Here is a 26807-nt window from a genome sequence, read left to right as displayed (position 1 = left end):
GAAGGACGGTTGGCGCTCCGGAAATCCTACACCGACCCTTGATGGTACATGCAAATTGCTGACGAAGTGTTCTTGGACCGGCTGGCGCGGAGGATAATTCAAATTGTAGGAAGCGTCGATGGAGATGGATTGGGGCTTGGGACTGGGCGAAAGTCTAGCAAGGAGCGAAGCGACGCACCCTAGGATCACGAAAAATGGGACGGCAAATCCCTGGCGGCCTCGTCGATCTCCGCCCATGGATCGCCCGAGGTCTCCAACAGTCCCGGCAGCGAGGCGTAGTTCAGATCCTCGGGCGCGTCGATCGCCTCCAGATCGGTCCAACTCATCGGGGTCGATGCCGGCAGGTTGGTGCGGGCGCGCAGCGAATAGGGAGCGGCGGAGGTGTGGCCGCGGGCGTTGCGGTGGAAGTCGATGAAAATGCGCTTCTTGCGGTTTTCCTTGCCCATGACGGTGACGAAGGTGTCGGGCGCGCTTGCCGCGAGCAAAGTGGAAATGGTGCTCGAGGCCTGGTGCAGCTTCTTCCAGTTCTGCTTGCGTGTCACCGGCACTGTGATGTGGATGCCCTTGCCGCCGGACGTCTTTGCAAACGGCACCAGGCCGAGGCTCTCCAGCCCGCCCTTGATGTGGACGGCCGCCTCGACCACCTCGCGCCAGGAAATCCCCTCGCCCGGGTCGAGGTCGAAGACGATCTGGTCGGGCCTGTCGAGCTTGGTGCGGTGCGTGCCCCAGGTGTGGAACTCGACGACGCCGAACTGCGCCAGTGCCAGATAGCCCTTGGCGTCCTCGACCGAGAGGTAGGTTTTGGTCTCGCCTTCCGAACTGATGCTCTCGAACACCGCCACCGAGGGCGGCATGCCGGTGAAGGCGTGGCGCTGGAAGAAGCAGTCCTGCGGCCGCCCCGTCGGGCAGCGCACCAGCGACACCGGGCGGCCGATGATGTGCGGCAGCATGAAATCGCCGACCAGCGCGTAATAGACGGCAATGTCGAGCTTGGTCGGCCCGGTCTTACCGAACAGCCGCCGCTCCGGATTGGTGACCCAGATGGTGGCGAGGTCGGACTCGGCGATCAGCCGCTTGCGCTTGACCGCAACCGGCGTCGTCAGGCCGCCGACATCGCGCAGGCCGCGGAAGACGCCGTGGCGGATCGCATTGTCGGCGGTGCGGTTCGAATAACGGACGCGTGCCGACAGCAGCGGCTTCACCCAATGCATCTCGCGCATGATCTCGCGCGGCACGCCTTCGGGCGGCGTGGCGCCGGCGGTCAGCCGCTCCAGCCGGCTCAGCAGGTCGGTCGCCATGTCGCGGTCGAAGCCGGTGCCGACCTTGCCGCGATAGTGCAATTCGCCGTCGACGAACTCGGCCATGCCCAGCGCCGCAAGCCCTTCCGCCCGGTCGGAAACGGTGTAGCCGGCGATGACGAAATCATCCGTCTTTTGCGCCTTGACCTTGGTCCAGCTCTTGGTTCGGCCGCTCATGTAGATGGCATCGGCGCGCTTGGAGACGACGCCTTCCAGCCCAAGGTCCGAGGCCTGGTCGTAAAGCCCGCGGCCATCGCCCTCGACGTGGTCGCTGTACTGGATGGCGGAGTTGGCCGCCTGGCCGGCGAGCAGTTCGGCAAGCAGCGCCTTACGCTTCTGCAGCGGCGCCCTGCGCAGGTCCCAGCCATCGAGATGCAGGAGATCGAAGGCGTAGAAATGCAGCTTCGAGCCGGCGCCCTGGGCCAGCGCGTCCTGCAGCAGCGCGAAGCGCGAGATGCCCTTGTCGTCCAGCACCATGATCTCGCCGTCGATGATCGCCCGGCTGACCGGCAGGCGCGAAAAGGCTTGCGAGAGGTCGCCGTAGCGCTTGGTCCAGTCGAGGCCGCCACGGGTGATCAGCCGCACATGCCCGTCCACGACATGCGCCATGGTGCGGTAGCCGTCGAATTTGATCTCGTGCAGCCAGAGCGTGCCGGTGTCCTCGCCACCGGGCGGCTCGCTCACCTGCGCGGCGAGCTGCGGCTCGATGCGGCTTGGCGGGTCTGCCTTGACCGCGCCGGGCAGCGCGCCGGGTTTCAGCGAGCCAGGTTTCGGCGGCAGGCGCTGCGGCTTTTTCGGCGGCGCGGCCAGTTCCTCGATGCGCCGCCCCGACTTGACGCTTTCCGGCCGCGCTTCGAGAATGTCGAGCTCGGTGTCGGAGGCGAGATCGCGCTCCTTGAAAAGCAGCCAATTCTTCTTGTTCTCGTCCTCGCCGGGCTTGGGCTTCAGCCGGGTCAGCATCCAGCCGCCATTGAGCTTCTGGCCGGCGAGCCGGAACTTGAAGGCGCCGGTGCGCAGGCTTTTGTCCACATCCTCCATCGGCGCCCAGGTGCCAGTGTCCCAGACGATCATCGGCCCGCCGCCATACTCGCCCTCGGGGATGACGCCCTCGAAGTCGATATATTCGATCGGGTGATCCTCGGTCTCGACCGCGAGGCGCTTGTCGGCCGGGTTGAGCGAGGGGCCGCGCGGCACCGCCCAGCTCTTCAGCACGCCGCCGACTTCGAGGCGCAGATCGTAGTGATCGGCGGTGGCGTGGTGCTTGTGGATAACGAAGCGGTTGCTGACTTCGCCTGCCGTGCCGCCCGCCGGTTCTGGGGTGCGGGAGAATTCGCGCTTGGCGCGGTAGGTTTTGAGTTGGGGAGCCGGCATGGGTTAGGTGCCGAAGCGCGTAGCCGACAGTGGCAAGGGCTGCGATCCTTCGCGCCCCCGAGCCCGCGCGGTCGTCATCCTCGGGCTTGACCCGGGGATCCATGCGGTGATCTTTACCGCGGAGTGCAGCCGAGCAGAACTTGGACCGTCGTGACGCGTCCACGTCACGGCATGGATCCCAGGGTCTCCGCGACGTCGCTTCGCTCCTGCTCCGCCCTGGGATGACGAAGGCACTACACTCAATCGTCGGTCGCCGGCGTCAATTCCAGCTCGGCCGGCGTCAGACCCTGCCGCAGCTGCGAGAGCCGGAACTCGTCGACCCAATAGGCTTCACCGTCGACCAGCACACGGGCGCTGTAAGTGCCGCCGGAAAAGCTCTGCGCGGTGACATAGACCTTGTGGCGGTCGAGCGCCTTCTTCACCGCGGCGCGGCGGGAATTTTCTCTGGCGACGGGACTGGCCATGGCTCACTCTGTACACGCTGGCGCTGAACAGTCTCTAAGGATGAATGAGAGCGGGGGGCGAGTCAATTTGGCGGGGCGACCGGAGCGCCAATCTCCCGTCAAGCGGGGGAGACGGCGGCAGGCTAAGACCAGAGAGGCACCGGAAGGACCGAGGCGTTTGAGCCAATAAGGGCCGCCGCTTTGCTGCTATGGATCTCCGAACAAGAAACTACGATGCGTCGGCGGGACAGCGCCCCCTCTGCTCTGCCGGCATCTCCGCCACAACAAGGGGAAGATTGGCTGTCGCCAGCGCCGCGCCCTATCTTGGAGTGCAACGAGGGAAGCACATGTCTCACATCCGCGCGATGACGAAGAACGATCTACCAGCCGTCTCGCGGCTGCTGGGAGGATCCTGGCGGCGGACCTATTCGCCGATCATGGGTGAGGAAACCGTGGCCCGGCTCTCCGACGAAAAACATGCGCCCGACAAGCTCGCCGAAGAGCTCGCCGACGACAACAAGATGTCGTTCGTGGCCGAGCGGACCGACGGCTCGATCGCCGGCTATGCGATGGCAGCGATGGACGAGAGGGGCGATGTCATGCTCGACCGGCTGCATGTCGAGCCGGAAGAGTTCGGCAGCGGCCTCGCCGTCGACCTCTTGCACGCGGTGCTTGCAGCCCATGCCGGCATTCCAAGCATCGCGCTGGAGGTGATCGAGGGCAATGAGCGGGCGATCGCCTTCTACCGCAAGCACGGCTTCGAGGTGGTCGAGCGCCGGCCGGCCGCGCATGGCGTCGGCGGCCATGCCTCGCTGATCATGCGCCGAATGCTGCCGATGGCTTGAGGCCGCGCTGGACGCATCGCGTCCCGGCATTATAATTTCGCGGGTGCTAGTTTCTTACCGGAGACAGATGAATGAGCCTCGGCAAGCAGAAACTCGGCAGCCAGGGGCTCGTCGTGTCGGCCATCGGCCTCGGCTGCATGGGCATGAGCCAATCCTACGGCCCGGCCGACGAAGCGGAGTCGATCGCGACGATCCACCGGGCGATCGAGCTTGGCTGCACCTTCCTCGACACGGCCGAGGTCTACGGGCCTTTCATCAACGAGGAGCTGCTTGGACGCGCGCTGAAGGGCCGGCGCGACGAGGTGACGATCGCGACAAAATTCGGCTTCCGCATCGTCGACGGCAAGCAGGATGGCACCGGGCGCGACAGCCGGCCGGAGCATATCCGCGACGTGGTCGAGGCTTCGCTCATGCGGCTCGCGACCGACCGCATCGACCTGCTCTATCAGCACCGCGTCGATCCTGACGTGCCGATGGAGGATGTCGCGGGCGCGGTCGGCGAGCTGGTGGCGGAGGGCAAGGTGCGCTTCTTCGGCCTGTCGGAGGCGGGGATATCCAACATTCGCCGCGCCCATGCCGTGCACCCGGTCTCGGCGCTGCAGAGCGAATATTCGCTGTGGGAGCGCAACCTCGAGCCCGAGATCATCCCGGCGCTTGCGGAAGTGGGCATCGGGCTGGTGCCGTTCGCACCGCTCGGCCGCGGTTTCCTCGCCGGCGACGTCAAGCGGGCGGAAGACTATCCCGAAGGCGATTTCCGGCGCGGCGACCCGCGCTATCAGGGCGAAAATTTCGACGCCAATGTCGCCGCCGCCGCTACGGTCCGCGAGATCGCCGTCGCCAAGGGGGTCAAGCCCGGCCAGGTGGCGATCGCCTGGCTGCTGGCCAAGGGGCCGGAATTCGGCATCGACATCGTGCCGATCCCCGGCACCAAGCGACGGACTTATCTGGAGGAGAATGTCGCCGCCGCCGACATCAAGCTCGATGCCACCGAGATGTTGGGGCTCGACATGGCGCTGACGCCTGAGAAGGTATCGGGGCCGCGGTATAACGAGCGGACGATGTCGATGGTGGATCGGTAGGGGTGAGGTAATCTCCCCGCTCTGGGGCCCTCAAGGGGGGAGATCAGCTCGGTCGATCCTACTGCTTATTGCAATCCGCCAGCGCCGCCATCGCCTTCTTGGCCTCGGCCTCGCTGGCGTATCTCTTCTTGCCCAGATCGACGACAAGCGTTCCGTCGGGCTTCTTCGGCACGATCTCGCACTGTTTCGAAACGGCGTCCCTGGCGACCCACCATTCCTCGGCCGCGACAGCAGGCAGGCTGGCAATGCCGGTAGAGAGGATAGCGATAGCGATGGTGCGAACCATTCCTGGCCTCCATTGTCGGTTTGCTGGAAAACAGGCCGGCGCTGCCGGCGCCGTTCGTCGACGGAACCGGCGCACCGCCTTGGGCAAACGCCCTCCCCGGGCCTTCTGTTCCGGCGCTCAACCGCCCGAATGCGGGTCGATGCTGTAGGGATGGACGGGGTAGCCTGAGCCGATCGTCCCACTCACCCGATCGATCCAGGCGCTGACCGCCGGATAGTCGGCAAGCGAAAAGCCGCAATCCTCGGCGCGATGGCCGTAGGCATAGACGGCGATGTCGGCGATGGTGAGCGAGCCGCCGACAAGGAACGGCGTGTCCTGCAGGCTGCGCTCGAGAGCGCCAAGCGCGCGGGCGCCCGCCTCACGCTTGCCGGCCACCATCGGCTGATTGCGGTCCAGCCGCCCGGTCAGCGACCAGAAGCGCAGCGAGCCGATGACCGGCTCGACATAGTACTGCTCGAAGAACAGCCACTGCATGGCCTTGGCGCGCGCGAGCCTGTCCGCCGGCAGGTAGGGCGTCCCCTCCGCGACGCAAGCGAGGATGGCGTTGGATTCGGCGATCGCCGCACCATTCTCCACGGCGAGCACGGGAACGGCGCCGGCCGGATTGAGCTTCAGGAAGGCCTCCGTACGGCTCTCGCCCTCGAAGATAGAAACGATCCGGGTTTCATAAGCGATGCCGAGCAGGCCAAGCAGGACACGAACCTTCCAGGCATTTTGCGAGGGCAGATAATCGTAGAGCGTGAGCATGGGTGCGTCCCTCCTTGGCCAGGCTGGCTTCGCATAGGGCGTGCGCGGGCGCCACCCGATTTATGCGCCTTGATCTCCTCCCTTGAGGGGGAGATGTCGCCGAAGGCGACAGAGGGGGTCGTCTCCCGTAAATCGTCAGCGTCGTGTTCGTGGCGGACTGCGTAAGGCGCTGCGCCCCCCTCTGGTCTTCCGACCATCTCCCCCTCAAGGGGGGAGATCGGCAGTTCCGCCACGCCTCACCCCGCAATATCCCTCGCCACCGCCTGCGCCTCGATGCCGATCTCGCGCAGCAGGCCGGTGACCGGATTGTAGAAGCCGACGAGGTAGACACCCAGCGCCGTCGCCCGTGGATTCACTCCACTCTTCCCCGGCCGCAGCTCCGCCGGCAGGATGCCGTCATAGCCAGGACGGTAGCCGGTGGCGAAGATTACGGCGTCGAAGTTTTGTTCCTGCCCGCCGGCGAATGTTGCGCCGTCCTCGGTGAAGCGGACGATATCGGGGAGAATGCCGATCCTGCCCGCCTTGATCGCCGCTACAGTGCCGACATCGATGACCGGAATGCGGCCGGCGTCGATCTGCTTGAGGATGCCTTCCTTCGGCCTGACGATGCCGTATCTCTCCAGCCTGCCCAGCGCAAGGTCGAGGATTTTCGGGAACATCCAGTCGTTCAGCGCCCGCGGCATCGGCCGGCTGGCGATGCCGACCATCTGGATCGGCACGCCGAAGAGCTGGCGCGGCACGATGTGGACGCCCTTGCGCACCGAGATCGTCGGATGCGCGCCGCTCTCGGCAAGATCGAGCGCGATCTCGGCGCCGGTGTTGCCCATGCCGACGACCAGCACGTTCTTGGCCGTATAGGTCGTGGCCTCCGTGTAGGCGGCGCTGTGCAGCACCTCTCCCTTGAAGGTTTCGATGCCGGCAAAGGCCGGCGTTATCGGCTCGGCATTGTTGCCGGTGGCGATCACGATCTTGCGGGCGTTGAAAGAACCGGCATCGGTCTCGACCACGACTTTTTCGCCCGCCCGGCGGATCGATTTCACCGTGACGCCGAAGCGCGGCTCCAGGCTGAAACGCGCGGCATAGGCATCGAGATAGGCAACCACTTTTTCACGCGGAACGTAGCGAGGGTGGCTTTTCGGGAACGGCACGAAAGGGAGTGACGAGAAGGACTTCACCGTGTGCAGGTGCAGCCGCCGGTAATGCCGCCGCCAGGCCGGCGCCAGCTCGCTCGCCTTTTCGAGGATGATGAAATCGACTCCGGCCCGCTTCAGGCAGGCCCCGACAGCCAGCCCCGCCGGTCCCGCGCCGACAATGACGACATTGGTGTCCAAGGTAGCCTCCTCCCCCAAGGCGGGAAGAAGCTATGCCCGAGGTGTCGGAGGAGCAAGTAGGGGAGTCACCTAGCCTTGCGGGACAAGGTGCACCGAGCGAAGTATCTGTCGCCGAAGGCGACGGAGCGATCGCTGCGCGTGAAGTGCCGGCGCGTTGCGCGGAGGAATACAACGTCGGCGATCTGCGTGAGATGACCCCTCAGGCCTCAAGGGGGGAGATCAGGATTCGCGCTCTACTCCGTCCCGCTCGGCGCTTCGGCCTCGTCCTCGGGCGGTTCGAGAATCTCGATCAGCCGCGCTACCCTGGCGCCCGGCATCGCGCGACCCTCGTTCATCAGCGCCTCGTCGGCGCCGATCCAGGCGAAGGCCTCGCGCAATTCCTCGAGGCTGGCGCCGGTGAGCGCGACGTCGGCGATGACGGCCTCGTCGACAGGGCCAAGAACGGAAATGATCTCGTTGCGGGTCATCCTTGTCTCCCTGGGGCGGAACGATGACAAGGAAACGGCGGACGGGTGGAGCAGGTTCCGACGGCGCCGGCGCGTTGTCTCCGCCTTGCGGGCGAAAGCGCCGCGCCGTCTTTGCTCTTGCCCCGACAACCGCTATGCACGGAGGCTCGTCCCGGAATTCTGCCGAGTCCTCATGAAATCCGTCTTGCTGCTTTCCGCCCTGCTCCTCTCTTCACCCGCCCTCGCCCAATGGAAGCCGAGCGAGAAGGTCGAGACCTATGCGATCTCAGGACAAAGCGTGGAGGCGCTCTATGTCTCGATCGGCGAGAAAGGCCCTGTGATCGGCAGGGACTCGGCCGGCAACGGGCGGCGGGCAATCGCGCAGACCAACTTCAAGCTGACCTGGCAGCGCGATTATCAGACCCAAGGCGGCGCCTGCGTGCTGAAGACCGCTCGCCCGAAGCTGATCATCACCTACACGTTGCCCAAGCCCGCCGCAAAACTTGCCCCCGCCGTGCAGGCGCGGTGGGACGCGTTTGCCGCCAGCCTCGCCGCACACGAGAAGGTCCACGGCGCCGGCATCGTCGACATGGTGGACAAGATCGTCGCCTTCAGCACCGGCCTCACCGTTGCCGACGACCCCGGCTGCACCAAGATCAGGGCGGAGCTGACGAATTATCTCGACCAGCTTTCCAAGGCGCAGCGCCGGGCCAGCCGCGACTTCGACAAGGTCGAGTTCGGTCCGGGCGGGAACTTGCAGAAGCTGATTGCGGCGTTTCTGATCGGCGGGTGAACACGGCCAAGGAGCGGCCGCGCCCCTTCCCGCGGTGGCAGCAGGGCCACACCGGAAGCACCGCTATCAGCATTACCGCATCTCGAATGGGACAGCTGCCAATCCCGTCTGCGCGGAAACGGGAACTGTCGGCTCTTTCTCGGCCAGGTTGAAATCTACACCTTAGTACTTGCTAATGCGCATTCAGCCTTCTTCGCCGACCTGATTAGTGGCCATCCGGCACAGCCCTGGATTGACTTAGCTCACGGCAGGCTGGCTCATTTGCCCTTTGAGACGAAAGTCTAAGGGCATGCGCCGCAGCTTTACAGGCGGGTTTGGTAGCGCTACCGTTTCACAGTCGCGTGACCCGGGGGGAGCTGGGGCAAACGTCGCCGACGCCAGTGGTGGATGCTTGCCGGCATCCGTTTCAGCCACACCTTGATTGGAAACGGCTCCCCGCGAAACCCGCAGGGACCATCGGGAGGAGTTCGATGGCGTCTGTCGCGATTGGCGATGTCTACAAGTCGTTCGGAGCCACCCAGATCCTGCACGGCGTCAGCGTCGACATAGAGGACGGCGAGTTCGTCACGCTGGTCGGGCCGTCGGGCTGCGGAAAATCGACGCTTCTGCGGATGATTGCCGGGCTGGAAAAAATCTCCCGCGGCCATATTTCGATCGGCAGCCGTGTCGTCAACGATGTTGCGCCGAAGGAGCGCGACGTGGCCATGGTCTTCCAGAACTACGCGCTCTATCCGCACATGACCGTTGCCGAAAACATGGCGTTCTCGCTCATGCTGAAGGGAGTGGCCAAGGCGGAGAGCGATGCCGGGGTGAAGCGCGCGGCCGAGATCCTCGGGCTGGTGCCGCTTCTGTCGCGTTATCCGCGCCAGCTTTCGGGCGGCCAGCGGCAGCGCGTCGCCATGGGCCGGGCGATCGTGCGCAATCCGCAGGTGTTTTTGTTCGACGAGCCGCTCAGCAACCTTGACGCCAAGCTCAGGGTCCAGATGCGCGCCGAGATCAAGGAACTGCACCAGCGGCTGAAGACGACGACGATCTATGTCACGCACGACCAGATCGAGGCCATGACCATGGCCGACAAGATCGTCGTCATGCATGACGGCCTCGTCGAGCAGATCGGGCCGCCGCTCGAGCTCTACGACCGGCCGAACAACCTCTTCGTCGCGAGCTTCATCGGCTCGCCGGCCATGAACCTGCTCAAGGGCACATTCGCCAATGACGGCGCGCCGTCGTCGTTCCGGGGCGCGGGTGGCGTCTCCGTGCCTCTGTCGAAACCACCCGCGATCGGCAACGGCGAAGCCGTCGTGCTCGGCGTTCGGCCCGAGCATCTGCGGCTGGCCGAGGACGGCATTCCGGTCACCGTGGTGGTGATCGAGCCGACCGGCTCGGAAGTGCAGATCATCGGCCGGACGGCGGGCGGAGAGGATATCGTCGCCAATTTCCGGGAACGCCATTCCTTCGCGCCGGGAGAAACCATCCGGCTGTCGGTCGAACCCGGCCCCATTCATCTGTTTCACGGCGAAACGGGCCAGCGGATCGAAGCGGCGCCATAGACCACGCAACGAGGAAACCCACAGGAGGAGACGAGCATGAAGTTCACCAGACGCGACGTGATCCGCACGACCGCCGGCGCGGCCGCCGGAGCCTTGGGCAGCCGCTTCGTCGGCTCGAGCGCCTTCGCCCAGGAGGGCCTCACCTACAAGCCGGAGGAAGGCGCCAAGCTCCGGCTGCTGCGCTGGTCGCCTTTCGTGCAGGGCGACGAGGACCAATGGCTGAAGAATACGAAGCGGTTCACCGAGGCGACGGGCGTGGAGGTGCGCGTCGACAAGGAGAGCTGGGAAGACATCCGGCCCAAGGCGGCCGTCGCCGCCAATGTCGGCTCCGGTCCCGACCTGATGTTCGTCTGGTTCGACGACCCGCACCAATATCCAGACAAGCTGCTCGACGTGACCGAACTCGGCGACCATCTCGGCAAGAAGTATGGCGGCTGGCACGACGGCCCGAAGCAGTATGCGACGCGCGAGGGCAAGTTCCTCGGCCTGCCGCTCGCCACCATCGGCAACGCCATCGTCTATCGCGAAAGCTGGGTGAAGGAGGCCGGCTTCTCGGAATTCCCGAAGGACACGGCGGGTTTCCTCGAGCTGTGCAAGGCGCTCAAGGCAAAGGGCCATCCCGCCGGGTTCACCCATGGCCACGGCGTCGGCGACGGCAACAACTATGCGCATTGGCTGCTATGGAGCCATGGCGGCCAGATGGTCGACGAAGCCGGCAAGGTGACGATCAACAGCCCCGAGACGCTCAAGGCGATCCAGTATGCGCAGGAGCTCTACAAGACCTTCATCCCCGGCACGGAAAGCTGGCTCGACGTCAACAACAACCGCGCCTTCCTGGCCGGCGAAATAAGCGTGATCGCCAACGGCATCTCGGCCTACAACACCGCCAAGGTCAACAAGGACAACGACCCGAAGCTGGCCGAAATAGCCAAGGACATCCGCACCACCAATCTGCCGATCGGTCCGGTCGGGAAATCGGTCGAGCTGTTCCAGGTGACCACGGCCGTCATCTTCAACTACACGCCCTACCCCAACGCGGCCAAAGCCTATCTGCAGTTCATGTTCGAGGACCCGCAGATGTCGGACTGGATCACGTCGTCGGCCGGCTATTGCTGCCAGACGCTGAAGGCTTTCGACAACAATCCGGTGTGGAAGGCCGACCCGAACAATGCCGCTTACGCGAAAGCCTCGGCGACGCTGCGACCCAACGGCTATGCCGGGCCGCTCGGCTATGCCTCGGCCGCGACCATGGCCGACTATGTGCTGGTCGACATGTTCGCCAAGGCGGTGACGGGACAGGCGACGCCGCAAGAGGCGATGGAAGAGGCCGAAAAGCGCGCCAACCGCTATTATCGCGTCTGATCCTGCCGGGCACCTGAAGCAAGGGTGGCCGCGTCGGGATCTTCCGGGGCACGGAAGGACCACGCGGCCACCACCACTCCACCGCATCTTGCGAGGAATTCGCGCCCATGGCCGTGCCATCCGTTGCCGTTCAGCGGCGTCCGTCGATGCTTTCGCGACTTGCCGAGAGCCGGAACACTCTTGGTCTCGGCTTCATGCTGCCGGCGGCGGCGCTGCTCCTGGTCTTTCTCACCTATCCGCTGGGACTCGGCGTCTGGCTTGGCTTCACCGACACGCGCATCGGCCGGCCCGGCATCTATATCGGCGTCGAGAACTATGAATATCTCTGGAGCGACAGCGTGTTCTGGCTGTCGGTCTTCAACACCGTGCTCTACACGGTCAGCGCTTCGATCCTGAAATTCGTGCTCGGCCTCTGGCTGGCTCTCATCCTCAACGAGAAGCTGCCCTTCAAGTCGTTCTTCCGCGCGGTGGTGCTGCTGCCCTGGGTGGTGCCGACGGTGCTGTCGGCCATCGCCTTCTGGTGGATCTACGATTCGCAGTTCTCGATCCTGTCCTGGGCGCTGCAGCAGATGGGGCTGATCGACCACCGCATCAACTTCCTCGGCGATCCGACCAACGCGCGCGCTTCCGTCATCGCGGCCAATGTCTGGCGCGGCATCCCGTTCGTCGCCATCACGCTGCTTGCCGGCCTGCAGACCATCCCGCAGTCGCTCTATGAAGCCGCCACGCTCGACGGCGCCAGCCGCTGGCAGTTGTTTCGCCATGTGACGCTGCCGCTTTTGACGCCGATCATCGCCATTACCATGACTTTCTCGGTGCTCTTCACCTTCACCGATTTCCAGCTGATCTATGTGCTGACCCGCGGCGGGCCGGTGAACGCCACCCACCTGATGGCGACCTTGTCCTTCCAGCGCGGCATTGCCGGCGGCCAGCTCGGCGAAGGCGCGGCCATCGCGGTCGCCATGATCCCCTTCCTGCTGGCGGCGATCCTGTTCAGCTATTTCGGCCTGCAACGGCGCAGGTGGCAGCAAGGCGGCGGAGACTGACATGGCCGCGATCAGAGAAGTCGAGCGCCTGGACACCGACGAAGGCGGCATGGGTTATCTGCAGAGCCTGCCGCGCCGGGTGGTCACGGTCTATCTGCCGCTGCTGGTGTTTCTCATCGTCCTCCTGTTCCCGTTCTACTGGATGACGATCACGGCGGTTAAGCCCAATGTCGAGATGACCGATTATGTGAACTACAATCCGTTCTGGGTCGTGCATCCGACGCTGGAGCACATACGCTATCTGCTCCTGGAGACCTCCTACCCCGGCTGGCTGCTCAACACGGTGATCATATCGACGGCGGCCACCTTCCTGTCGCTGGCGGCTGCGGTGCTCGCCGCCTACGCGATCGAGCGGCTGCGGTTCTCCGGCGCCCGCCAGGTCGGCCTTGCCGTCTTCCTCGCCTATCTGGTGCCGCCCTCGATCCTGTTCATCCCGCTGTCGGTGATGGTGTTCAACCTCGGTCTCTACGACACGCCCTTCGCGCTGATCCTCACCTACCCGACCTTCCTGATCCCGTTCTGCACCTGGCTGTTGATGGGCTACTTCCGTTCGATCCCCTTCGAACTGGAGGAATGCGCGCTGATCGACGGCGCCACCCGCTGGCAGATCCTGACCAAGATCGTGCTGCCGCTGTCGGTACCGGGCCTGATCTCTGCCGGCATCTTCGCCTTCACGCTGTCCTGGAACGAATTCATCTACGCGCTGACCTTCATCCAGTCGTCGGAGAAGAAGACGGTTCCGGTCGGCGTGCTCACCGAGCTCGTCCGCTCAGACGTCTATGAATGGGGAGCGCTGATGGCAGGCGCGCTGATCGGCTCGCTGCCGGTGGTGGTGCTTTATTCGTTCTTCGTCGAGCACTACGTCTCATCGATGACGGGCGCGGTGAAGGAATAGCGTCCGCTTTGGCGGTCATGGCCATTGCACGAGGCACCCGCCGATCGATGGATTTTAGCGGATCGGCACCAGCATGGCCGCCTCGCGGATGACGCGGATGGCGTCCGGATTGGTGACGGGATAGCACCGGCCGCGATCGACAGCGGCGCCAAGCGGCATTTCGAGGAAACGAAGCTGCAACTCATCGCCGCCGGTTTCGAAGTCATGCCTGCCGATGCCCAGCCCCGATGCTCCGACGAGGTGGCGAGCAAGTAGCCGAGGGGTTGTGCGTCGCGCTATCTCCCCCCTTGTGGGGGAGATAACGGCGCCCGCCGCCGCGCTAAAAACTGAGCTCCACCGCCGGCGCACTACGCTTCGCCTCGCCATGAAACACCGCCTCGATGTTGCTGCCATCGGGGTCGAGCAGGAAGGCGGCGTAGTAGCCGGGGTGGTAGGGACGCTCGCCCGGGGCGCCGTTGTCCTTGCCGCCGGCGGCAAGGCCCGCGTGGTAGAAGGCGTCGACCATGGCGCGGTCCTTGGCCTGGAAGGCGAGATGGTGACGGCCGGTGAGCACGCCCTGGGCCGCGCGGCTATCGGCGCTGGAAACGAACAGTTCGTCCGCCCAGAAATAATCCTCGGCCTCGCCGCCGATCGGGACGCCCAGCACCTCGAGCACCGCGCCGTAGAAACGCCGGCTCGCCTTGACGTCGCGCACTACCAGATGAAGGTGATCGATGAGCCGGCCGCGGTAGAGTTGCATGGCGTTTGCCTCCTCCCGATTGCTGCGGCTCAATCTAGAAGGGCCTGATGCGCGGTCAATGTGGGTGCGGAAGACTGCTGACAGTTAAAGAGGGTCGGCGCGAGGCACCCCCCTCTGTCCTACCGGACTGTCCGGCAGGACAGAAGGGGGTGTGAAGGAACGCCAGCATAAGGCGATCGGCCAACATCCCCCAAAAATCCGGATAAATAATGCAACCAGATTGTAGGATCGGTGTCTGCCGCGGCGTCCTTCGGACGCAAGCGGCGCGATGGACCTGGAAAAACCGTGCCGCATCAAACAGGATGCCTTAGGGCACGGGAGAAAATCATGAATCCTTCCTATCGTTGGGTCATCATCGCGGCCGGCGCGCTGATGACCTGTGTGGCGCTCGGCGCGATGTTCTCGCTGGCGATCTTTCTCGAGCCGATGTCGATCGGCACCGGCTGGTCGCGCGCCGGCATTTCCAGCGCCATGACGCTGAATTTTCTGGTGATGGGCGTCGGCGGCTTCGCCTGGGGCGCGATCTATGACCGCGTCGGTGCCCGCCCCGTCGTGCTTGCCGGCGCGGTGCTGCTCGGGCTGGCGCTGGTGGTGGCGAGCCGCGCCAACTCGCTGCTGATCTTCCAGCTCAGCTACGGCGTGATCGTCGGGCTGGCGGCCAGCGCGTTCTTCGCTCCGATGATCGCGCTCACCACCGCCTGGTTCGACACCAACCGCAGCCTTGCCGTGTCGCTGGTTTCGGCCGGCATGGGAGTGGCGCCGATGACCATCTCGCCCTTCGCGCGCTGGCTGATCTCGGCCTATGACTGGCGGACCGCCATGTTCGACATCGGCGTCATGGCCTGGGTGCTCCTGCTGCCCGCCGTCTTCCTGGTACGCCAGCCGCCGGTGGCTGGCGCGGCGGCCGACAGCGGCATGCCGGCGCGTGCCGCCGACGACCCCGGCATGAGCGTCAGCCAGGCGCTGCGCTCGCCGCAGTTCCTGGTTCTGGGCATGACCTTCTTTGCCTGCTGCGCAGCGCATTCGGGGCCGATCTTCCACATGGTCAGCTATGCGATGGCCTGCGGCGTTGCGCCGATGGCTGCCGTCTCGATCTATAGCGTCGAGGGCCTTGCCGGCCTTGGCGGACGCCTGCTCTACGGCGTGCTCGGCGACCGGCTGGGGGTCAAGCCGGTGCTGATCACCGGCCTTGCCATCCAGGCCGCCGTGATCGCCGCCTATCTCGCGGTCGGCCGGCTCGAGCAGTTCTACGTCCTGGCCGTCATCTTCGGCGCCACCTACGGCGGCGTCATGCCGCTCTATGCGGTGCTGGCACGCGAATATTTCGGGCCGCGCATCATCGGCACGGTGTTCGGCGCCGCCACCATGCTCTCCAGCCTCGGCATGTCGTTCGGCCCGCTCGCCGGCGGCATGATCTACGACGCCTATGCCAGCTATTCCTGGCTGTTCATCGGCTCGGCGCTGGTCGGCCTGGGCGCCGCCGGCATCGCGATCGCCTTTCCGCCGCAGCCAAGCCGGCAGCGGCTGCAGATGGCATAGCGCGATGAATCTCCCTCCTTGAGGGGGAGATGTCGCCGAAGGCAACACAGGGGGTCGCGGCGCGTGAAGCGCCGACCCCTCTCTGTCGCATGGGGTGCCGGCGATCCACGCGGCAGGACCTGCCCTGCCGGGCATCTCCCCTCGAGGGTAGATTGCCCGCACCGCCGACGCGAAATCCATTGCCCGATGACGGCGAGTGTGAAACTCTCCGCGCGAGAAGACGCTGCATCTGAATGCCGGCCGGGCCGGCGCGATCCGTGGTCGGGGATATTGCAGTGGACACAGGCCTGGAAGCCGCAGAAACAAGGAATTGGTCCCGCTTGCTGGTCGCGGCCGAGAGCGGCGATGCCGAAGCCTCGCGCGCGGAGCTCGCGGCGGGCGCGGATATCAACCAGACCGATGAAGACGGCTGGTCAAGCCTGCACCTCGCGGCGCATAACGGCCGCACCGCCGTGCTCGAAACGTTGATCGGCCACCCGGCGGTCGACGTGAACTCCAGGAATAAATGGAAGAGCACGCCATTGAGCCTGGCGGCGGCCAGGGGTCACCTCGCCTGTATCCGGGCGCTGATGAAGCATCCGCAGATCGATATCGACGCCCGCGCCGACTATTACGGCAGGACGCCGCTCATCGAAGCCGCAAGGAACGGGCATGTCGATATCGTCAAGCTGCTGGTCGAGCATGGCGCCGACGTCAATCTCGCCGACAAGACGGGACGCAACAGCGCGCTCATCGAGGCGATCAAGGGACGCCACTTCGAAGTCGCGCAATATCTGCTGGAATCCCGCAAGGTGAACTTCCTCAACAAGGACATGCGGCTCAATGCACTGATCTGGGCCGGCAGCACGCGCAACGCCGAGCTCATCGGCAAGCTGGACGCCGCGATCCATCGCTTTTTCGAAGGCAAGTGAAGCGCGGCCGTCAGCTGTTGGAACCGTCAGGCCGAAGCTGCCCTCAGCCCGTGCCCGTACCTGACCTCAGCGCCTCCCTGCCCTCGTCGTCGCGGCGCAGCCGCGCGTCGGAGATCAGCATCACCGGACACGGGCAGCGTTGCAGCACGCCGCTCGTCGTCTCGCCGAAGATGAGTTCCTCGCCCGGCCGCCGCGCCACGCCCATGACGATCAGCGCCACGTTCCTGCCCGCCTGACGGGCAATGGCATCGGCGGCGGCGGCCCTCGAGCGGATGGCCGTCTCGATCTCGACGCCATAACGGTCGGCAAGCGCGACAATGTCCTTCAGCACAGCCTCCCTGCGGCGATGCGAGACGGTGTCGCGCGGTTCGTCGCGACCCGGACGCGCGACATAGAGGACCTTGACCGGCGCGCTGGTGACCGAGGCGACGGCAAACGCAAGTTCCGCGCCGCGGCGTGCATTCGCCGTGCCGTTGACCGGCACCAGGATCCTGCCGGATCCCGGCCCAAGGCGCGGCATCTGCCGGCCGGCGCCGGCCGGCTTCAGCACCAGGCAGAGCGGGCCCTCGAAAGCGCCGGCGACCTCGTTCAGCCGGCGCGAGAAGCCGCCCTTCGCGGTCACCGCCCGGCCGAGGCCGATGAGCAGCATGCCGTAGCCCTTGCGCGCCTCCTTGGCGACCGCCTCGGCGGAGAGCGGAGCGTCATGCGTTCGACGCGTGAGGGGGGCTTCATGCGCGGGCTCCTCGTCGGCTTCCTTCGCCGCCTCGCGGCCCTGCTCAGCGCCTTTCTCGATCTCGTCCAGATGCGCCGCCTCGACGGGGTCGGCTTCGCTTTCGCCGCTTGTACGGAGCACGGTCGTCGGCTTGCCGGCTCCGATGACACCGGCGAGGTAGGCGGCGAAGCGGCCGACGACGCCCTCGTCGACCACCACCAGCAGCCGCTCCAGATTGGTGATGAAGCCGCGCTGGTCGACCTCCTCGCGCTCCAGCCTTTTCTTCTCCTCCTCCCCCATCGGCAGCCGCCCCAGCGCCCAGCGCAATGTCGGCGGCATGGCCAAGGTGGTGATCACGGCCATGGTGACGATCATGGTGAAAAGCGTGTGCGAGATCACGCCGATCGACAGACCGATCGAGGCGACGATGACCTCGGTCGAGCCCCGCGCATTCATGCCGCAGCCGACGGCGATGCCCTCGCTGCGGCTCATGCCCGCTACCTCCGCGCCGATGAAGGCGCCGCCGAACTTGCCGAGGCTGGCGATCGCCACCAGCGCCACGGTGAGCAGTGCAAGCTCGGGATCGACGAGTACCGTGAGGTCGGCCGAGAGACCGGCGACGCCGAAGAACACCGGCATGAAGAGTGCCGTGATCACGCCGCGCAATTGCCCCTCGATGTGACGCGACAGGATCGGCGACTCGCCGACCAATATGCCGGCGACGAAGGCACCAAGCACCGTATGCACGCCGATCAGGTCGGTGACCAGCGCCATGCCGCCCATGATGGCGAGGATGACGGTGACCACCGCGTATTCCGAGCGGAAGGTGTCGTTGGTCCAGCGGATGGCGTCGAAGACGATGCGGCGGCCGAGCGTGAAGGAAAAGGCCATGAAGGCGGCGACGCCGGCGAGCGTGAAAGCGAGGCTGGCGAGCTCGATGCGGCCATGCGTGGCGATGCCGATGGTGATGGCGATGATCACCCAGCCGATCGTGTCCTCGATGATGGCCGAGGAGACGATGATCTGGCCGAGGTCGCGGCGCATGAAGTTCATCTCGCGCACCACCATGGCGACGATCTTGACCGAGGAGATCGAAAGCGCGGTGCCGAGGAACAGGCCGGAGACGATGCGCTCGCTGCCGGTGGCGAGCAGCGAGGCCGGCATGAACTGCGCCGCCACGAAGCCGAGCGCGAAGGGCACGGCGACGCCGGTGGCGGAGATGGAAAAGCACGCGCGGCCGACCCGGCGCACCAGCCTCAGGTCCGTCTCCATGCCGGTCAGCAGCAGAAGCATCAGCACGCCGAACTGGGCGATGGCGTTGATCATCGACTTCTGCGCGGCATCGCCGGCAAAGACCAGCCGCTCGGCCGCGGGCCACAGCCAGCCGAGCAGCGAGGGCCCGAGCAGGATGCCGCCGATCAGCTGTCCCATCACCGCCGGCTGGCCGAGGCGCTCCAGCAATTCGCCGATGCCTCGGCCGACGACGAGCAGCAAAATGACTTCGAGAACGAAGATGCCTTCGCTCGACATGCCGGTTTTTTCGGCGGCGAAGGCGGCGGCCGGCATCGATGCAAGCGCCGCCGCCGCAAGCGCGAGACAAACCGGCCGGCGCCGGTTGGGCATGAAGGACAATTGCCGCACCCCTCGATTATCCTCGCCATAACGGTTTCGCACATGCATCGGTTGCACGGCGGTGGAACTGCCACTCTCTCCCGTTGTGGGGGCGATGTCCGGCAGGACGGAGGGGGCGCCGTGGAGGGCCAACGTCGATTCAACCTATCTCCAAAGCAAGTCACTTTTAACCGCCATGGAGGTGCCTGCAAGGGCTGGGATGCCGGTGGGACAGCGCCTCCTCTACCCTGCCGGACAACTTCCTCACAGGCGCGGAGGGATCGGGCAGTTCCGGCTCCGCCCGCCTCTCTCAAGCAGCTTCGACGTCGCGTACAATTCGATTCAAATGCTGCCGCCCATCTTTGCTTGTCGGTAAAGCGACTCACGCATGGTCGCGGCACGGCGGGGCAATAAGGAGAAGCTAATGAAAAGCGACTTTGCCGCCGCCCACCTGCACCTCGACAGGGCCTGCCATTATCTGCGCGGCGACGACGAGACCAGCCGCACGGCGCTTGCGGCGCTCGACCTTGTGATCGAGGCGGTCGCGACCGCCCTCTATGCCCGGCCCGAGGCCGAAGTGGTGCCGTTTCCGATATCAGCCGCTCAGCGATAGGAAGCATCCATGACCGGCGGCCGGCAATGATGATTAACGGCCGATCAGATCGGTCATCGCCTCGATGACCTTGCCGGCCGCCGCCCCCGTCGCCGACCGATCATTGACGATGATCGAGATGCGAAACGGAATGTCGAACTGGATTGGCCTGAGTGCCAGTCCGAACTCGGAATAGAAGCCCGCAGTGAACGGATCGACCACAGCCAGCGAAGGGCCCCCCCTGACCAGCGCGCAGGCCAAGAACGACTGGAAGATGTCGGCGACGGTGTTGGCCGCGGTCACTTCGAGTAGCCTCGCGCCGTCGCGGCTGCGCCGGAAATAGAGCTCGCCCAGCGACACGAAAGGATAGCGGGAAAAATCCTCCAGCCGGACGCCTTCGCTCTCGGCGAGCGGATGCTTCTGGTCCATGACACAGACGCTATTGCGTTCGAAAGTGGCGACGCATTTGGCGTCCAGGAAAGAAACGCCCGCGTCCACCAGGCCGACGTCGGTCAGGCGCGAGGCGACGGAGGAGACGATCTCCGTCGAGCTGCGCACCGCGATGGTGGTCCTTGCCTCCGGAAAGCGCGTCCGAAGCTGCTGGATCGCATCCGGCACGATCTTGAAGGACATCGCCGCCAGCGTCCCGATCCGCACGACGCCGCGCTTCAGTTCCCTGATCTCCTGCGCCGCCATCATGAGGTTGCGCACGCCATGAAACGTCTTGCCGACCTCGCCGTAGAACAGCAGGCCCTGCTCGGTCGGAACGAGCCGACCGTGCGAGCGATCGAACAGGCTGAGGCCGGTATCGATCTCCAGCTCCTGCAGCAGCCGGCTGACGCTCGGCTGCGAGACGTTGAGCGCGATCGCAGCGCCCGACACGGAGCCGGCCACCATCGTTGCCTCGAAGGCCTCCAGTTGACGAACGCTGAGCCCGGAAAAACGCATCTCGTCCTCCCGGTATAGGATTAGCACATACCGGACCAAAATCTTGATCTTTGATTTCGCTGCGTTTCGGGCCCTAGCTGCAAGCTTGGCAGAAACTGACGGAGCCGTCGTGAAGCGAGCCAATGTCATCTTCATCTGTGCCGACCAGATGCGCTACGACGCGCTCTCGGTCACCGGCAACCGCGTCGCCCATACCGCAAACATCGACCGCATCGCCGCGCGCGGCGCAACCTTCCATCGGCACTTCACGCCTAACCAGATTTGCTCGCCAAGCCGAGCGACCATGGCAACAGGGCTCTATCCACGCCATCACGGATTGTGGCGCAATGGCGTGGCGCTCGACGATCGGCTCCCTAATCTGTGGCAGGCGCTGTCGCTTGCCGGATACGCCACAAAAGGCGTCGGAAAGCTGCACTTTCAGCCACTGCTCGCGCCCGTCGAACGCGACATGCCGGAATCGCTTGCCTATTGGGAAAGGCCGGGCTGCGAGGACTGGCACGGTCCCTATTTCGGCTTCGATGCCGTCGACCTCGTCATGGGCGAAGCCAACGAAGCCACTCGCGCCGGCCACTACGCCGCCTGGCTCAAGCGCAACCACCCCGAAGTGGTGGACCTCTACGAGCCCGACGCCAGTCCCGACAGCCGGGCGCAGGATCTGAACGAAGTCTGGAAAAGCGCGGTGCCGCCCGAGTTGCACTACACCAGTTGGATCGCGGATCGGGCGATCGACTTCATCGAGCGCCAGGGCAAGCAGGCAGAGCCGTTCGGCCTGTTCGTCTCGTTTCCGGACCCGCACCACCCCTTCGCCCCGCCCCGGCCCTATTGCGACCTGTTCCGACCGGAGCAAATGCCCACGCCGACCATCCGGGCGGGCGAGTTGGAGCGGATGCCGGCCTATCTCGGCGAAGGCGACGATCCGACGAAAGTGCCCTACATCGCCTCCGGCGAGCAGCCGCGCGAGCAGGGCTTCCTCCTGCGCACCGACGATATCTCCGACGAAACGCTGGCCATCGCAATCGCCCACACGCATGGCATGATCCAGATGATCGACGATGCCGTCGGGCGGCTGCTCGCGGCCCTGGACGACGTTGGCGTGCTCGATGACAGCTTCCTGCTGTTTACCGCCGATCATGGCGAGTTGCTCGGCGACCACGGGCTGCTGCGCAAGGGGCCGCCGCCCTACCGACAACTGCTGCAGGTCCCGCTGGTTCTTAGCGGTCCAGGCATCCGCGCCGGAACAAACCTCGATGCGCTGACCAGCCACCTCGACCTGTTCGCGACCATCGCATCGCTGCTCGGCCTGCCGGCGCCCGCGACCGACGGCACCGATCTCAAGCCGCTGATCGACGGCCGGGTCGCCGACGTCCGCGACTTCCTGTTCGGTGAATATCATCCGCGACGTGACGCCTGCCTCTACAACCAGTCGATCATCTCCAAGGAGTGGCGGTTCACCCGCTATCCCAACCAGCCGGCCTGGGGGGAGCTGTTCGATCTTCGCGAAGACCCCTGGGAGCACTGGAACCTGTTCCCCGAGCGAGCACTCGGCGCGCAGGCGCGCGCACTGAGCTCGGTTCTCGACCGGCGGCTGCCGCCACAGCCGCTGATGGGCAACGAAGTCCTTGGCGCCTACTGAACCAATGGGAGAATGACATGAACGACAGAAGCGTCTTCTCGAGCCTGGACAGCATGAACCGCCGCAGCTTCATCAAGACGGCCGCTGCGGCTGCCTTCGCCACGGCGGCGTTTCCACATAGCGGCCTTGCCGAGGCGCCGCGCAAGGGCGGCGCTCTGCGCCTTGGCCTCAACGGCGGCAGCTCCGCCGACACGCTGGACCCGACGCAGCTGATCGGCACTTTTTCCATCAACGTGTCGCGCCAGGTCTACAACACGCTGGTGGAGATCGGCGATGACGGCAAGCCGGCGCCGGAGCTCGCGGCAAGCTGGGAAGCCAGCGACGGCAACAAGCGCTGGATCCTGAATCTCAGGCAGGGCGTGCAGTTTCACAACGGCAAGACGTTCGACGCCGACGACGTCAAATACTCGCTTGGCCTGCATATCGGCGACAAGACCAAGTCGAAGGCCAAGGGTCTGGTCGCCGACGTCGCGGAAGTGCGGGCCATCTCGCCGACGCAAGTCGAGATTCTGCTCAAATCGGCAAATCCCGACATGGATTATGTGCTGTCGGATCTGCATTTCGCCATGGTGCCGGCAGGCTTCGCCGACTGGTCGAAAGCGATCGGCACCGGTCCGTTCAAGCTCACCGCCTTCCAGCCCGGCGTGCACGCCACCGCCGCACGCAACGAGACCTACTGGCGCGGCGATCGCGGCCATGTCGATACGGTCGAGACGGTCGTGATCAACGACGCCGCGGCACGCGTCTCGGCTCTTCAAGGCGGCTCGGTGCACATCGTCAACGGCATCGACTACAAGATCGCTCCACTGCTCAAGAAGGACCCGCGCGCCTATCTGCTGGTCACCGAAGGCAAGCAGCATTTCTCGCTGCCGATGGACGCCACGAAGGAGCCGTTCAACAACCCCGATGTCGTGCTGGCGCTCAAGCACGCGCTCGACCGCGAGCAGATGGTGAAGCTGCTGATGGCCGGCTTCGGACGGGTCGGCAACGACCATCCGATCGCTGCCGGCGATCCGAGCTTCAATCCGAACATCGCGCAGCGCGGCTACGATCCGGACAGGGCCCGTTTTCACCTCAAGAAGGCCGGCAAGAGCGATCTTACCCTCGAGCTGCACGCCGCCCCCGTGGCGTTCGAGCAGGCGGTCAACACGGCCGAGCTTTTCGCGCAATCGGCCAAGCCCGCCGGCATCACCATCAATGTCAAGCGCGAGCCCGATGACGGCTACTGGAGCGACGTGTGGCTGAAGAAGCCAGGGGTGGCTTCCTTCTGGGCCGGGCGGCCGTCGGCGAGCATGATGTTCTCCTCAGTCTACGCCTCGGGCGCGCCGTGGAACGAGACGCATTGGAAGAACGACAGCTTCGACAGAAGGCTGACGGAGTCGCGCTCACTGGCCGATCCGGCAAAACGCCGCGAGGTCTATTTCGAGCTGCAGCAGATGATCCATGACGAGTGCCCGACCATCATCCCGGCCTTCGCCAGCTGGATCGACGCGGCGCGCCAGGAGGTGAAGGGATTCGTTCCCAATCCCAACTTCCTGCTCAGCGATCATCGCGTGGCCGAACGGGTCTGGCTGAGCGCATAAGAGCTTCCGTCGGAGAGCGTCGGCAGGAACATTTCTGCCGGCCCCACATTGTGCTATAGGGGGTGTGGCCGGCTCAACGGCCGGCCACGGCGGGAGGCACGTGGCAAGGGGATGTCGCAGGTCCAGACCGTAAAGCCAGCCGAAGCAGCGGCGCCGCCAAGGGGCTCCGATGCATTCGCGCTGAAGCTCACTTCGTCCGAATTCGCAACCACCATGTCGCATTTCCACCGCGCGGAGATCGGGCGCATGGCGGGCTGGCGCGACCGGCTCGATCGCACCAGCAATTGGGCGATCACCGTGGTGGCGGCGATGCTGTCCGTATCGCTGTCGACGCCTTCGGCGCATCACGGCGTGCTGCTCTTCGCCATGCTGCTCATCACGCTGCTTCTATGGATCGAAGCGCGCCGCTACCGGTTCTTCGACGTCTATCGGGCGCGGGTGCGTCAGTTCGAGCGCTATTATTTCGCGCAGATCTTTTCGCCGCAGCCGGATTTCGCCTCCAACTGGCTCGCCATCCTCGGCGAAGGCCTGCGCTCGCCGCGCTTCCTCATCTCGCAGCGCGCGGCGCTGGTCCGGAGGCTGCGCCGCAACTACGTCTTCATGTACACGATCCTGATGCTTGCCTGGGTGTTGAAGATCACCACGCCCAGCCTGCAGCGTGAAGGCTCGCCGATAGGCTTCGGCGCCTCGCTGCTCGACACCTTTCGCGTGGCGACGCTCGGTCCCATCCCCGGCGTCGTGGTGGTCTGCGGCGTCGTCGTATTCTATCTCGCGATGCTTGCCGCCGCCTTCCTGATGCGCGCCGACGACGGCGAACTGTCGTTCGGCGACGTGCATGTTTGAGCCTGGGGCGGCGGCCCTTGGTCTTTCAGGCAGCCCGCCGTTTCCACGCGCTCACAATCCCGGTGGCCTGACGAAACCGTCGGTGAGACGCGCCAGCGCTTTCGCCACGGCCAGCAGCTTCATGTCCGAATGGCGGCGGCCGACCAGCTGGGCGCCGATCGGCAGGCCCTCCCGGTCGACACCGATTGGAATGACGGCGGCCGGATGCCCGGTCAGGTTGAAGCGGCAGGCGTGGCTGAGCGCGCTCCAGTAGGGCGTCTCGATGCCGTCGACGGGGATCGGCGCACCCATTTCGCGGTGGCGGAAGGCCGTGCACATCATCGCCGGACAGACCAGCACGTCCCACCCGTCGAAGAAGCGCTCCCAGGCAGAGATGAATTCGTCGCGCCGGTTGAGCGCCTCGAGATAGGCGGCCAGCGAGGGCGAGGTTTCGCGCGGCTGCCGGAAGACCTGCGAATACCAGGTGATGAGATCGGAAAACAGCGCCCGCTCGGCCGCGAAATCGTGCTGCGGCAATGCCTGCCCTACCCGCGCGCCGCCGACCTCGATGGCGCCCGCGAAGCCGGCGATCGCGTCGGCGATGTCGAGCGCGGTCGGCACTCCGGGAAATTCGGGCGCGAAGGCAACCCTGAGCTTGCCCAGCGACGGCTCCGGCGCCTCGTCCGTCGCTACCGGCGGCACTTCGGTGTCGAGACCGTCGGCGCCGGCGATGATGCGGTGCGCCAGGATGAGATCGTCGACGTCGCGAGCCAAAGGCCCGATGTCGAACAGCAGGCGGAAGCTGCGCGGCAGGTCGGGCGGATCGGCGTAGCTGCCGGTGATCGGCACCGTCGCCTGCGTCGGCTTGAAGCCATAGACGCCGCACAGATGCGCCGGCATCCGGATCGAGCCGCCGGCATCGCTGCCGATCTCGAGCGGCACCAGCCCGGCGGCGACCGCGGCAGCCGCGCCGCCGCTGGAGCCGCCGGGTGTCCGGGTAACGTCCCACGGATTGACGGTGCGGCCGAAGATCGGGTTGTCGGTCTGCAGGTCGCGCAGCCTGGGCGGCACGTTGGTCTTGCCGATGATGATAGCGCCGGCCTTGCGCAGCCGCGCGGCAATCGTGCCGTCCGTCGCCGGGACATGATCGGCAAAGGCTTCCAAACCGACGGTGGTGCGCATGCCGGCGGTGGCATGGCCGTCCCTCAGCGTGACCGGCACACCGCTGAGCGGACCGACGGCCTCGCCGCGCGCGACCGCCATATCCGCGGCCTTCGCTCCGGCGCGGGCCGCCTCCTCGTCGAGGGTGACGATGGCGTTGAGCAGCGGGTTGACGACAGCGATGCGGGCAAGCTGCGCCTCCATCGCTTCGAAAGCGCTGACTTTCTTCTCGCGGATCGCCGCCGCCAGTTGCGAGGCGGTCAGGAAGGTGCTGTCCAAATGGCTCATCACGGTGTTCCTTCCTGCGGAACGGAAGTATGGGAGTAGGGGAGTTGGGAAGATCAGACTTCGTGAACTCCGCATATCGAATGCCAATACCTTTTTCCCTTTTCCCTTTTTTCCCTTTTTCCCCTACTCCCCTTCCTTCTCTTCAAGTCAACGAAAGCGCCGTCCGGAACTCCTTCGTGGTGTTGCGGTTGGGATAGGGCTCGTCCGGCACCGGAACGCCGAGATGGGCGCAGAGCGGCGCCCAGCCGTCGCCCAGCTTGTGAACCAGCAGGCGCTCGGCCGGCACCGTCTTCAGCACCGCTTCGATATTGGCCTCATAGACGGCAATCGCATGCGCGCGGTCCTGCGGACGGCCGCCGAAAACCTGCTTCGTGACAAGGGCGACGCCCAACGACTCCTGATCCTGGCTGTCAATGACGGCCGGCAGGATGGTTTTTGCGAAACTCTTCCACCAGCTTTCCGGCGAGCGCCAGGTGAGGATGACGCGCGCTTGCGGAAAGACTTCGATCAGCTCGCGCCAGTAATGCACCGAGGGCCAGTCGACGCAGGATTTATAACCGGCAAAGAGCCGATCCCAATCCGGCGCTGCGCCTTTGGCGAGCGCTCGCCAGAGCCGCTTCTGCTCCGCATGCGCCATGACCTCCGTCATGTGATGGCACGGGCCGAAGCCGAGCATGGTCAGCGCCTCGCGCATCGAATCCGTGCCGGTGCGGCCGAAGCCGGTTCCTATCACCCTGATGGTCATTCTCCCCTCCTCCCACTTGTCTTCCCCAATG

General features: G+C 65.3%; 25 protein-coding genes. 13 read left to right on the top strand and 12 right to left on the bottom strand.

Annotated elements, in window-relative coordinates; genetic code table 11:
* Nucleotides 1-185: 185 nt before the first annotated feature.
* Together ligD and CK218_RS27215 are read right to left on the bottom strand one after the other, a co-directional pair.
* Entirely contained in the window at nt 186-2669 is a 2484-nt protein-coding gene (ligD, locus tag CK218_RS27220; protein WP_095829494.1) for a DNA ligase D, read from the bottom strand.
* A 239-nt stretch (nt 2670-2908) separates the two neighbouring features.
* Nucleotides 2909-3133, bottom strand: coding sequence for a hypothetical protein (locus CK218_RS27215; RefSeq protein WP_066998505.1), 225 nt, complete (start codon nt 3131-3133; stop codon nt 2909-2911).
* Nucleotides 3134-3459: 326 nt separating this feature from the next.
* On the opposite strand from CK218_RS27215, the gene CK218_RS27210 reads away from it, so the two are divergent.
* Nucleotides 3460-3957, top strand: coding sequence for an N-acetyltransferase (locus CK218_RS27210; protein ID WP_095829493.1), 498 nt, complete (start codon nt 3460-3462; stop codon nt 3955-3957).
* A gap of 71 nt (nt 3958-4028) precedes the next feature.
* Nucleotides 4029-5036, top strand: coding sequence for an aldo/keto reductase (locus CK218_RS27205; RefSeq protein WP_095829492.1), 1008 nt, complete (start codon nt 4029-4031; stop codon nt 5034-5036).
* A 58-nt stretch (nt 5037-5094) separates the two neighbouring features.
* On the opposite strand, the gene CK218_RS27200 is transcribed toward CK218_RS27205, so the two are convergent.
* The 4 genes from CK218_RS27200 to CK218_RS27185 all read right to left on the bottom strand — a co-directional run bounded on the left by CK218_RS27200 (nt 5095) and on the right by CK218_RS27185 (nt 7867).
* Nucleotides 5095-5322 carry a hypothetical protein gene (locus tag CK218_RS27200; protein WP_095778240.1) on the bottom strand — a complete coding sequence of 76 codons (228 nt, stop codon included), beginning with the start codon at nt 5320-5322 and terminating at the stop codon, nt 5095-5097.
* Between the two features lie 117 nt (nt 5323-5439).
* A complete protein-coding gene (locus CK218_RS27195) occupies nt 5440-6069 on the bottom strand; it encodes a glutathione S-transferase family protein (RefSeq protein WP_066998531.1) in 630 nt (209 codons plus the stop codon).
* A 236-nt stretch (nt 6070-6305) separates the two neighbouring features.
* Nucleotides 6306-7400, bottom strand: a complete 1095-nt coding sequence (locus CK218_RS27190; RefSeq protein WP_095829491.1) for an NAD(P)/FAD-dependent oxidoreductase — start codon at nt 7398-7400, stop codon at nt 6306-6308.
* Nucleotides 7401-7633: 233 nt separating this feature from the next.
* Nucleotides 7634-7867, bottom strand: coding sequence for a hypothetical protein (locus tag CK218_RS27185; RefSeq protein ID WP_067001193.1), 234 nt, complete (start codon nt 7865-7867; stop codon nt 7634-7636).
* Nucleotides 7868-8039: 172 nt separating this feature from the next.
* On the opposite strand from CK218_RS27185, the gene CK218_RS27180 reads away from it, so the two are divergent.
* The 5 genes from CK218_RS27180 (at nt 8040) to CK218_RS27160 (ending at nt 13492) form a co-directional block, all read left to right on the top strand.
* Nucleotides 8040-8639: a DUF922 domain-containing protein gene (locus CK218_RS27180; protein ID WP_095829490.1), complete on the top strand. Its 600-nt coding sequence runs from the start codon at nt 8040-8042 to the stop codon at nt 8637-8639.
* A gap of 470 nt (nt 8640-9109) precedes the next feature.
* On the top strand, nt 9110-10189 hold the full coding sequence (gene ugpC, locus CK218_RS27175; protein ID WP_067001190.1) for a sn-glycerol-3-phosphate ABC transporter ATP-binding protein UgpC: 1080 nt from the start codon (nt 9110-9112) through the stop codon (nt 10187-10189).
* 36 nt (nt 10190-10225) lie between these two features.
* Nucleotides 10226-11551, top strand: a complete 1326-nt coding sequence (locus tag CK218_RS27170) for an ABC transporter substrate-binding protein (protein WP_095801402.1) — start codon at nt 10226-10228, stop codon at nt 11549-11551.
* Nucleotides 11552-11658: 107 nt separating this feature from the next.
* Entirely contained in the window at nt 11659-12597 is a 939-nt protein-coding gene (locus CK218_RS27165) for a sugar ABC transporter permease (RefSeq protein WP_067001186.1), read from the top strand.
* A gap of 1 nt (nt 12598) precedes the next feature.
* Nucleotides 12599-13492: a carbohydrate ABC transporter permease gene (locus CK218_RS27160; RefSeq protein ID WP_067001185.1), complete on the top strand. Its 894-nt coding sequence runs from the start codon at nt 12599-12601 to the stop codon at nt 13490-13492.
* 54 nt (nt 13493-13546) lie between these two features.
* Here CK218_RS27160 and CK218_RS31450 read toward each other — a convergent pair whose 3' ends face one another.
* On the bottom strand, nt 13547-13672 hold the full coding sequence (locus tag CK218_RS31450; RefSeq protein WP_259979814.1) for a hypothetical protein: 126 nt from the start codon (nt 13670-13672) through the stop codon (nt 13547-13549).
* 139 nt (nt 13673-13811) lie between these two features.
* A complete protein-coding gene (locus tag CK218_RS27155; RefSeq protein ID WP_095829489.1) occupies nt 13812-14231 on the bottom strand; it encodes a VOC family protein in 420 nt (139 codons plus the stop codon).
* 327 nt (nt 14232-14558) lie between these two features.
* On the opposite strand from CK218_RS27155, the gene CK218_RS27150 reads away from it, so the two are divergent.
* Entirely contained in the window at nt 14559-15770 is a 1212-nt protein-coding gene (locus CK218_RS27150; protein ID WP_095829488.1) for an MFS transporter, read from the top strand.
* A 275-nt stretch (nt 15771-16045) separates the two neighbouring features.
* Nucleotides 16046-16681: an ankyrin repeat domain-containing protein gene (locus tag CK218_RS27145; RefSeq protein ID WP_095829487.1), complete on the top strand. Its 636-nt coding sequence runs from the start codon at nt 16046-16048 to the stop codon at nt 16679-16681.
* 43 nt (nt 16682-16724) lie between these two features.
* On the opposite strand, the gene CK218_RS27140 is transcribed toward CK218_RS27145, so the two are convergent.
* Nucleotides 16725-19034, bottom strand: coding sequence for a cation:proton antiporter (locus tag CK218_RS27140; RefSeq protein WP_245435207.1), 2310 nt, complete (start codon nt 19032-19034; stop codon nt 16725-16727).
* A gap of 394 nt (nt 19035-19428) precedes the next feature.
* Between CK218_RS27140 and CK218_RS27130 the strand changes: the two genes are divergently transcribed.
* Nucleotides 19429-19617, top strand: coding sequence for a hypothetical protein (locus CK218_RS27130; protein WP_067322650.1), 189 nt, complete (start codon nt 19429-19431; stop codon nt 19615-19617).
* Nucleotides 19618-19650: 33 nt separating this feature from the next.
* Here CK218_RS27130 and CK218_RS27125 read toward each other — a convergent pair whose 3' ends face one another.
* Complete coding sequence (locus CK218_RS27125; RefSeq protein WP_179294608.1) at nt 19651-20544, bottom strand: LysR substrate-binding domain-containing protein; 894 nt, start codon at nt 20542-20544, stop codon at nt 19651-19653.
* A 109-nt stretch (nt 20545-20653) separates the two neighbouring features.
* On the opposite strand from CK218_RS27125, the gene CK218_RS27120 reads away from it, so the two are divergent.
* From CK218_RS27120 to CK218_RS27110, 3 genes are all read left to right on the top strand, one after another.
* Nucleotides 20654-22177: a sulfatase-like hydrolase/transferase gene (locus tag CK218_RS27120; protein ID WP_067001172.1), complete on the top strand. Its 1524-nt coding sequence runs from the start codon at nt 20654-20656 to the stop codon at nt 22175-22177.
* Nucleotides 22178-22194: 17 nt separating this feature from the next.
* Complete coding sequence (locus CK218_RS27115; protein ID WP_095829483.1) at nt 22195-23760, top strand: ABC transporter substrate-binding protein; 1566 nt, start codon at nt 22195-22197, stop codon at nt 23758-23760.
* A gap of 111 nt (nt 23761-23871) precedes the next feature.
* Complete coding sequence (locus tag CK218_RS27110; protein WP_095783449.1) at nt 23872-24603, top strand: DUF2270 domain-containing protein; 732 nt, start codon at nt 23872-23874, stop codon at nt 24601-24603.
* A 51-nt stretch (nt 24604-24654) separates the two neighbouring features.
* Here the strand turns inward: CK218_RS27110 and CK218_RS27105 are convergent, their stop codons facing one another.
* Together CK218_RS27105 and CK218_RS27100 are read right to left on the bottom strand one after the other, a co-directional pair.
* Nucleotides 24655-26031 carry an amidase family protein gene (locus CK218_RS27105; RefSeq protein WP_245435206.1) on the bottom strand — a complete coding sequence of 459 codons (1377 nt, stop codon included), beginning with the start codon at nt 26029-26031 and terminating at the stop codon, nt 24655-24657.
* A 142-nt stretch (nt 26032-26173) separates the two neighbouring features.
* Nucleotides 26174-26776 carry a sulfotransferase family protein gene (locus CK218_RS27100; protein ID WP_095829482.1) on the bottom strand — a complete coding sequence of 201 codons (603 nt, stop codon included), beginning with the start codon at nt 26774-26776 and terminating at the stop codon, nt 26174-26176.
* Nucleotides 26777-26807 lie beyond the last annotated feature (31 nt).

Source organism: Mesorhizobium sp. WSM3879, from assembly GCF_002294915.1.
Taxonomy (GTDB): Bacteria; Pseudomonadota; Alphaproteobacteria; order Rhizobiales; family Rhizobiaceae; genus Mesorhizobium.
This window is presented reverse-complemented; position numbering and strand designations above follow the sequence as displayed.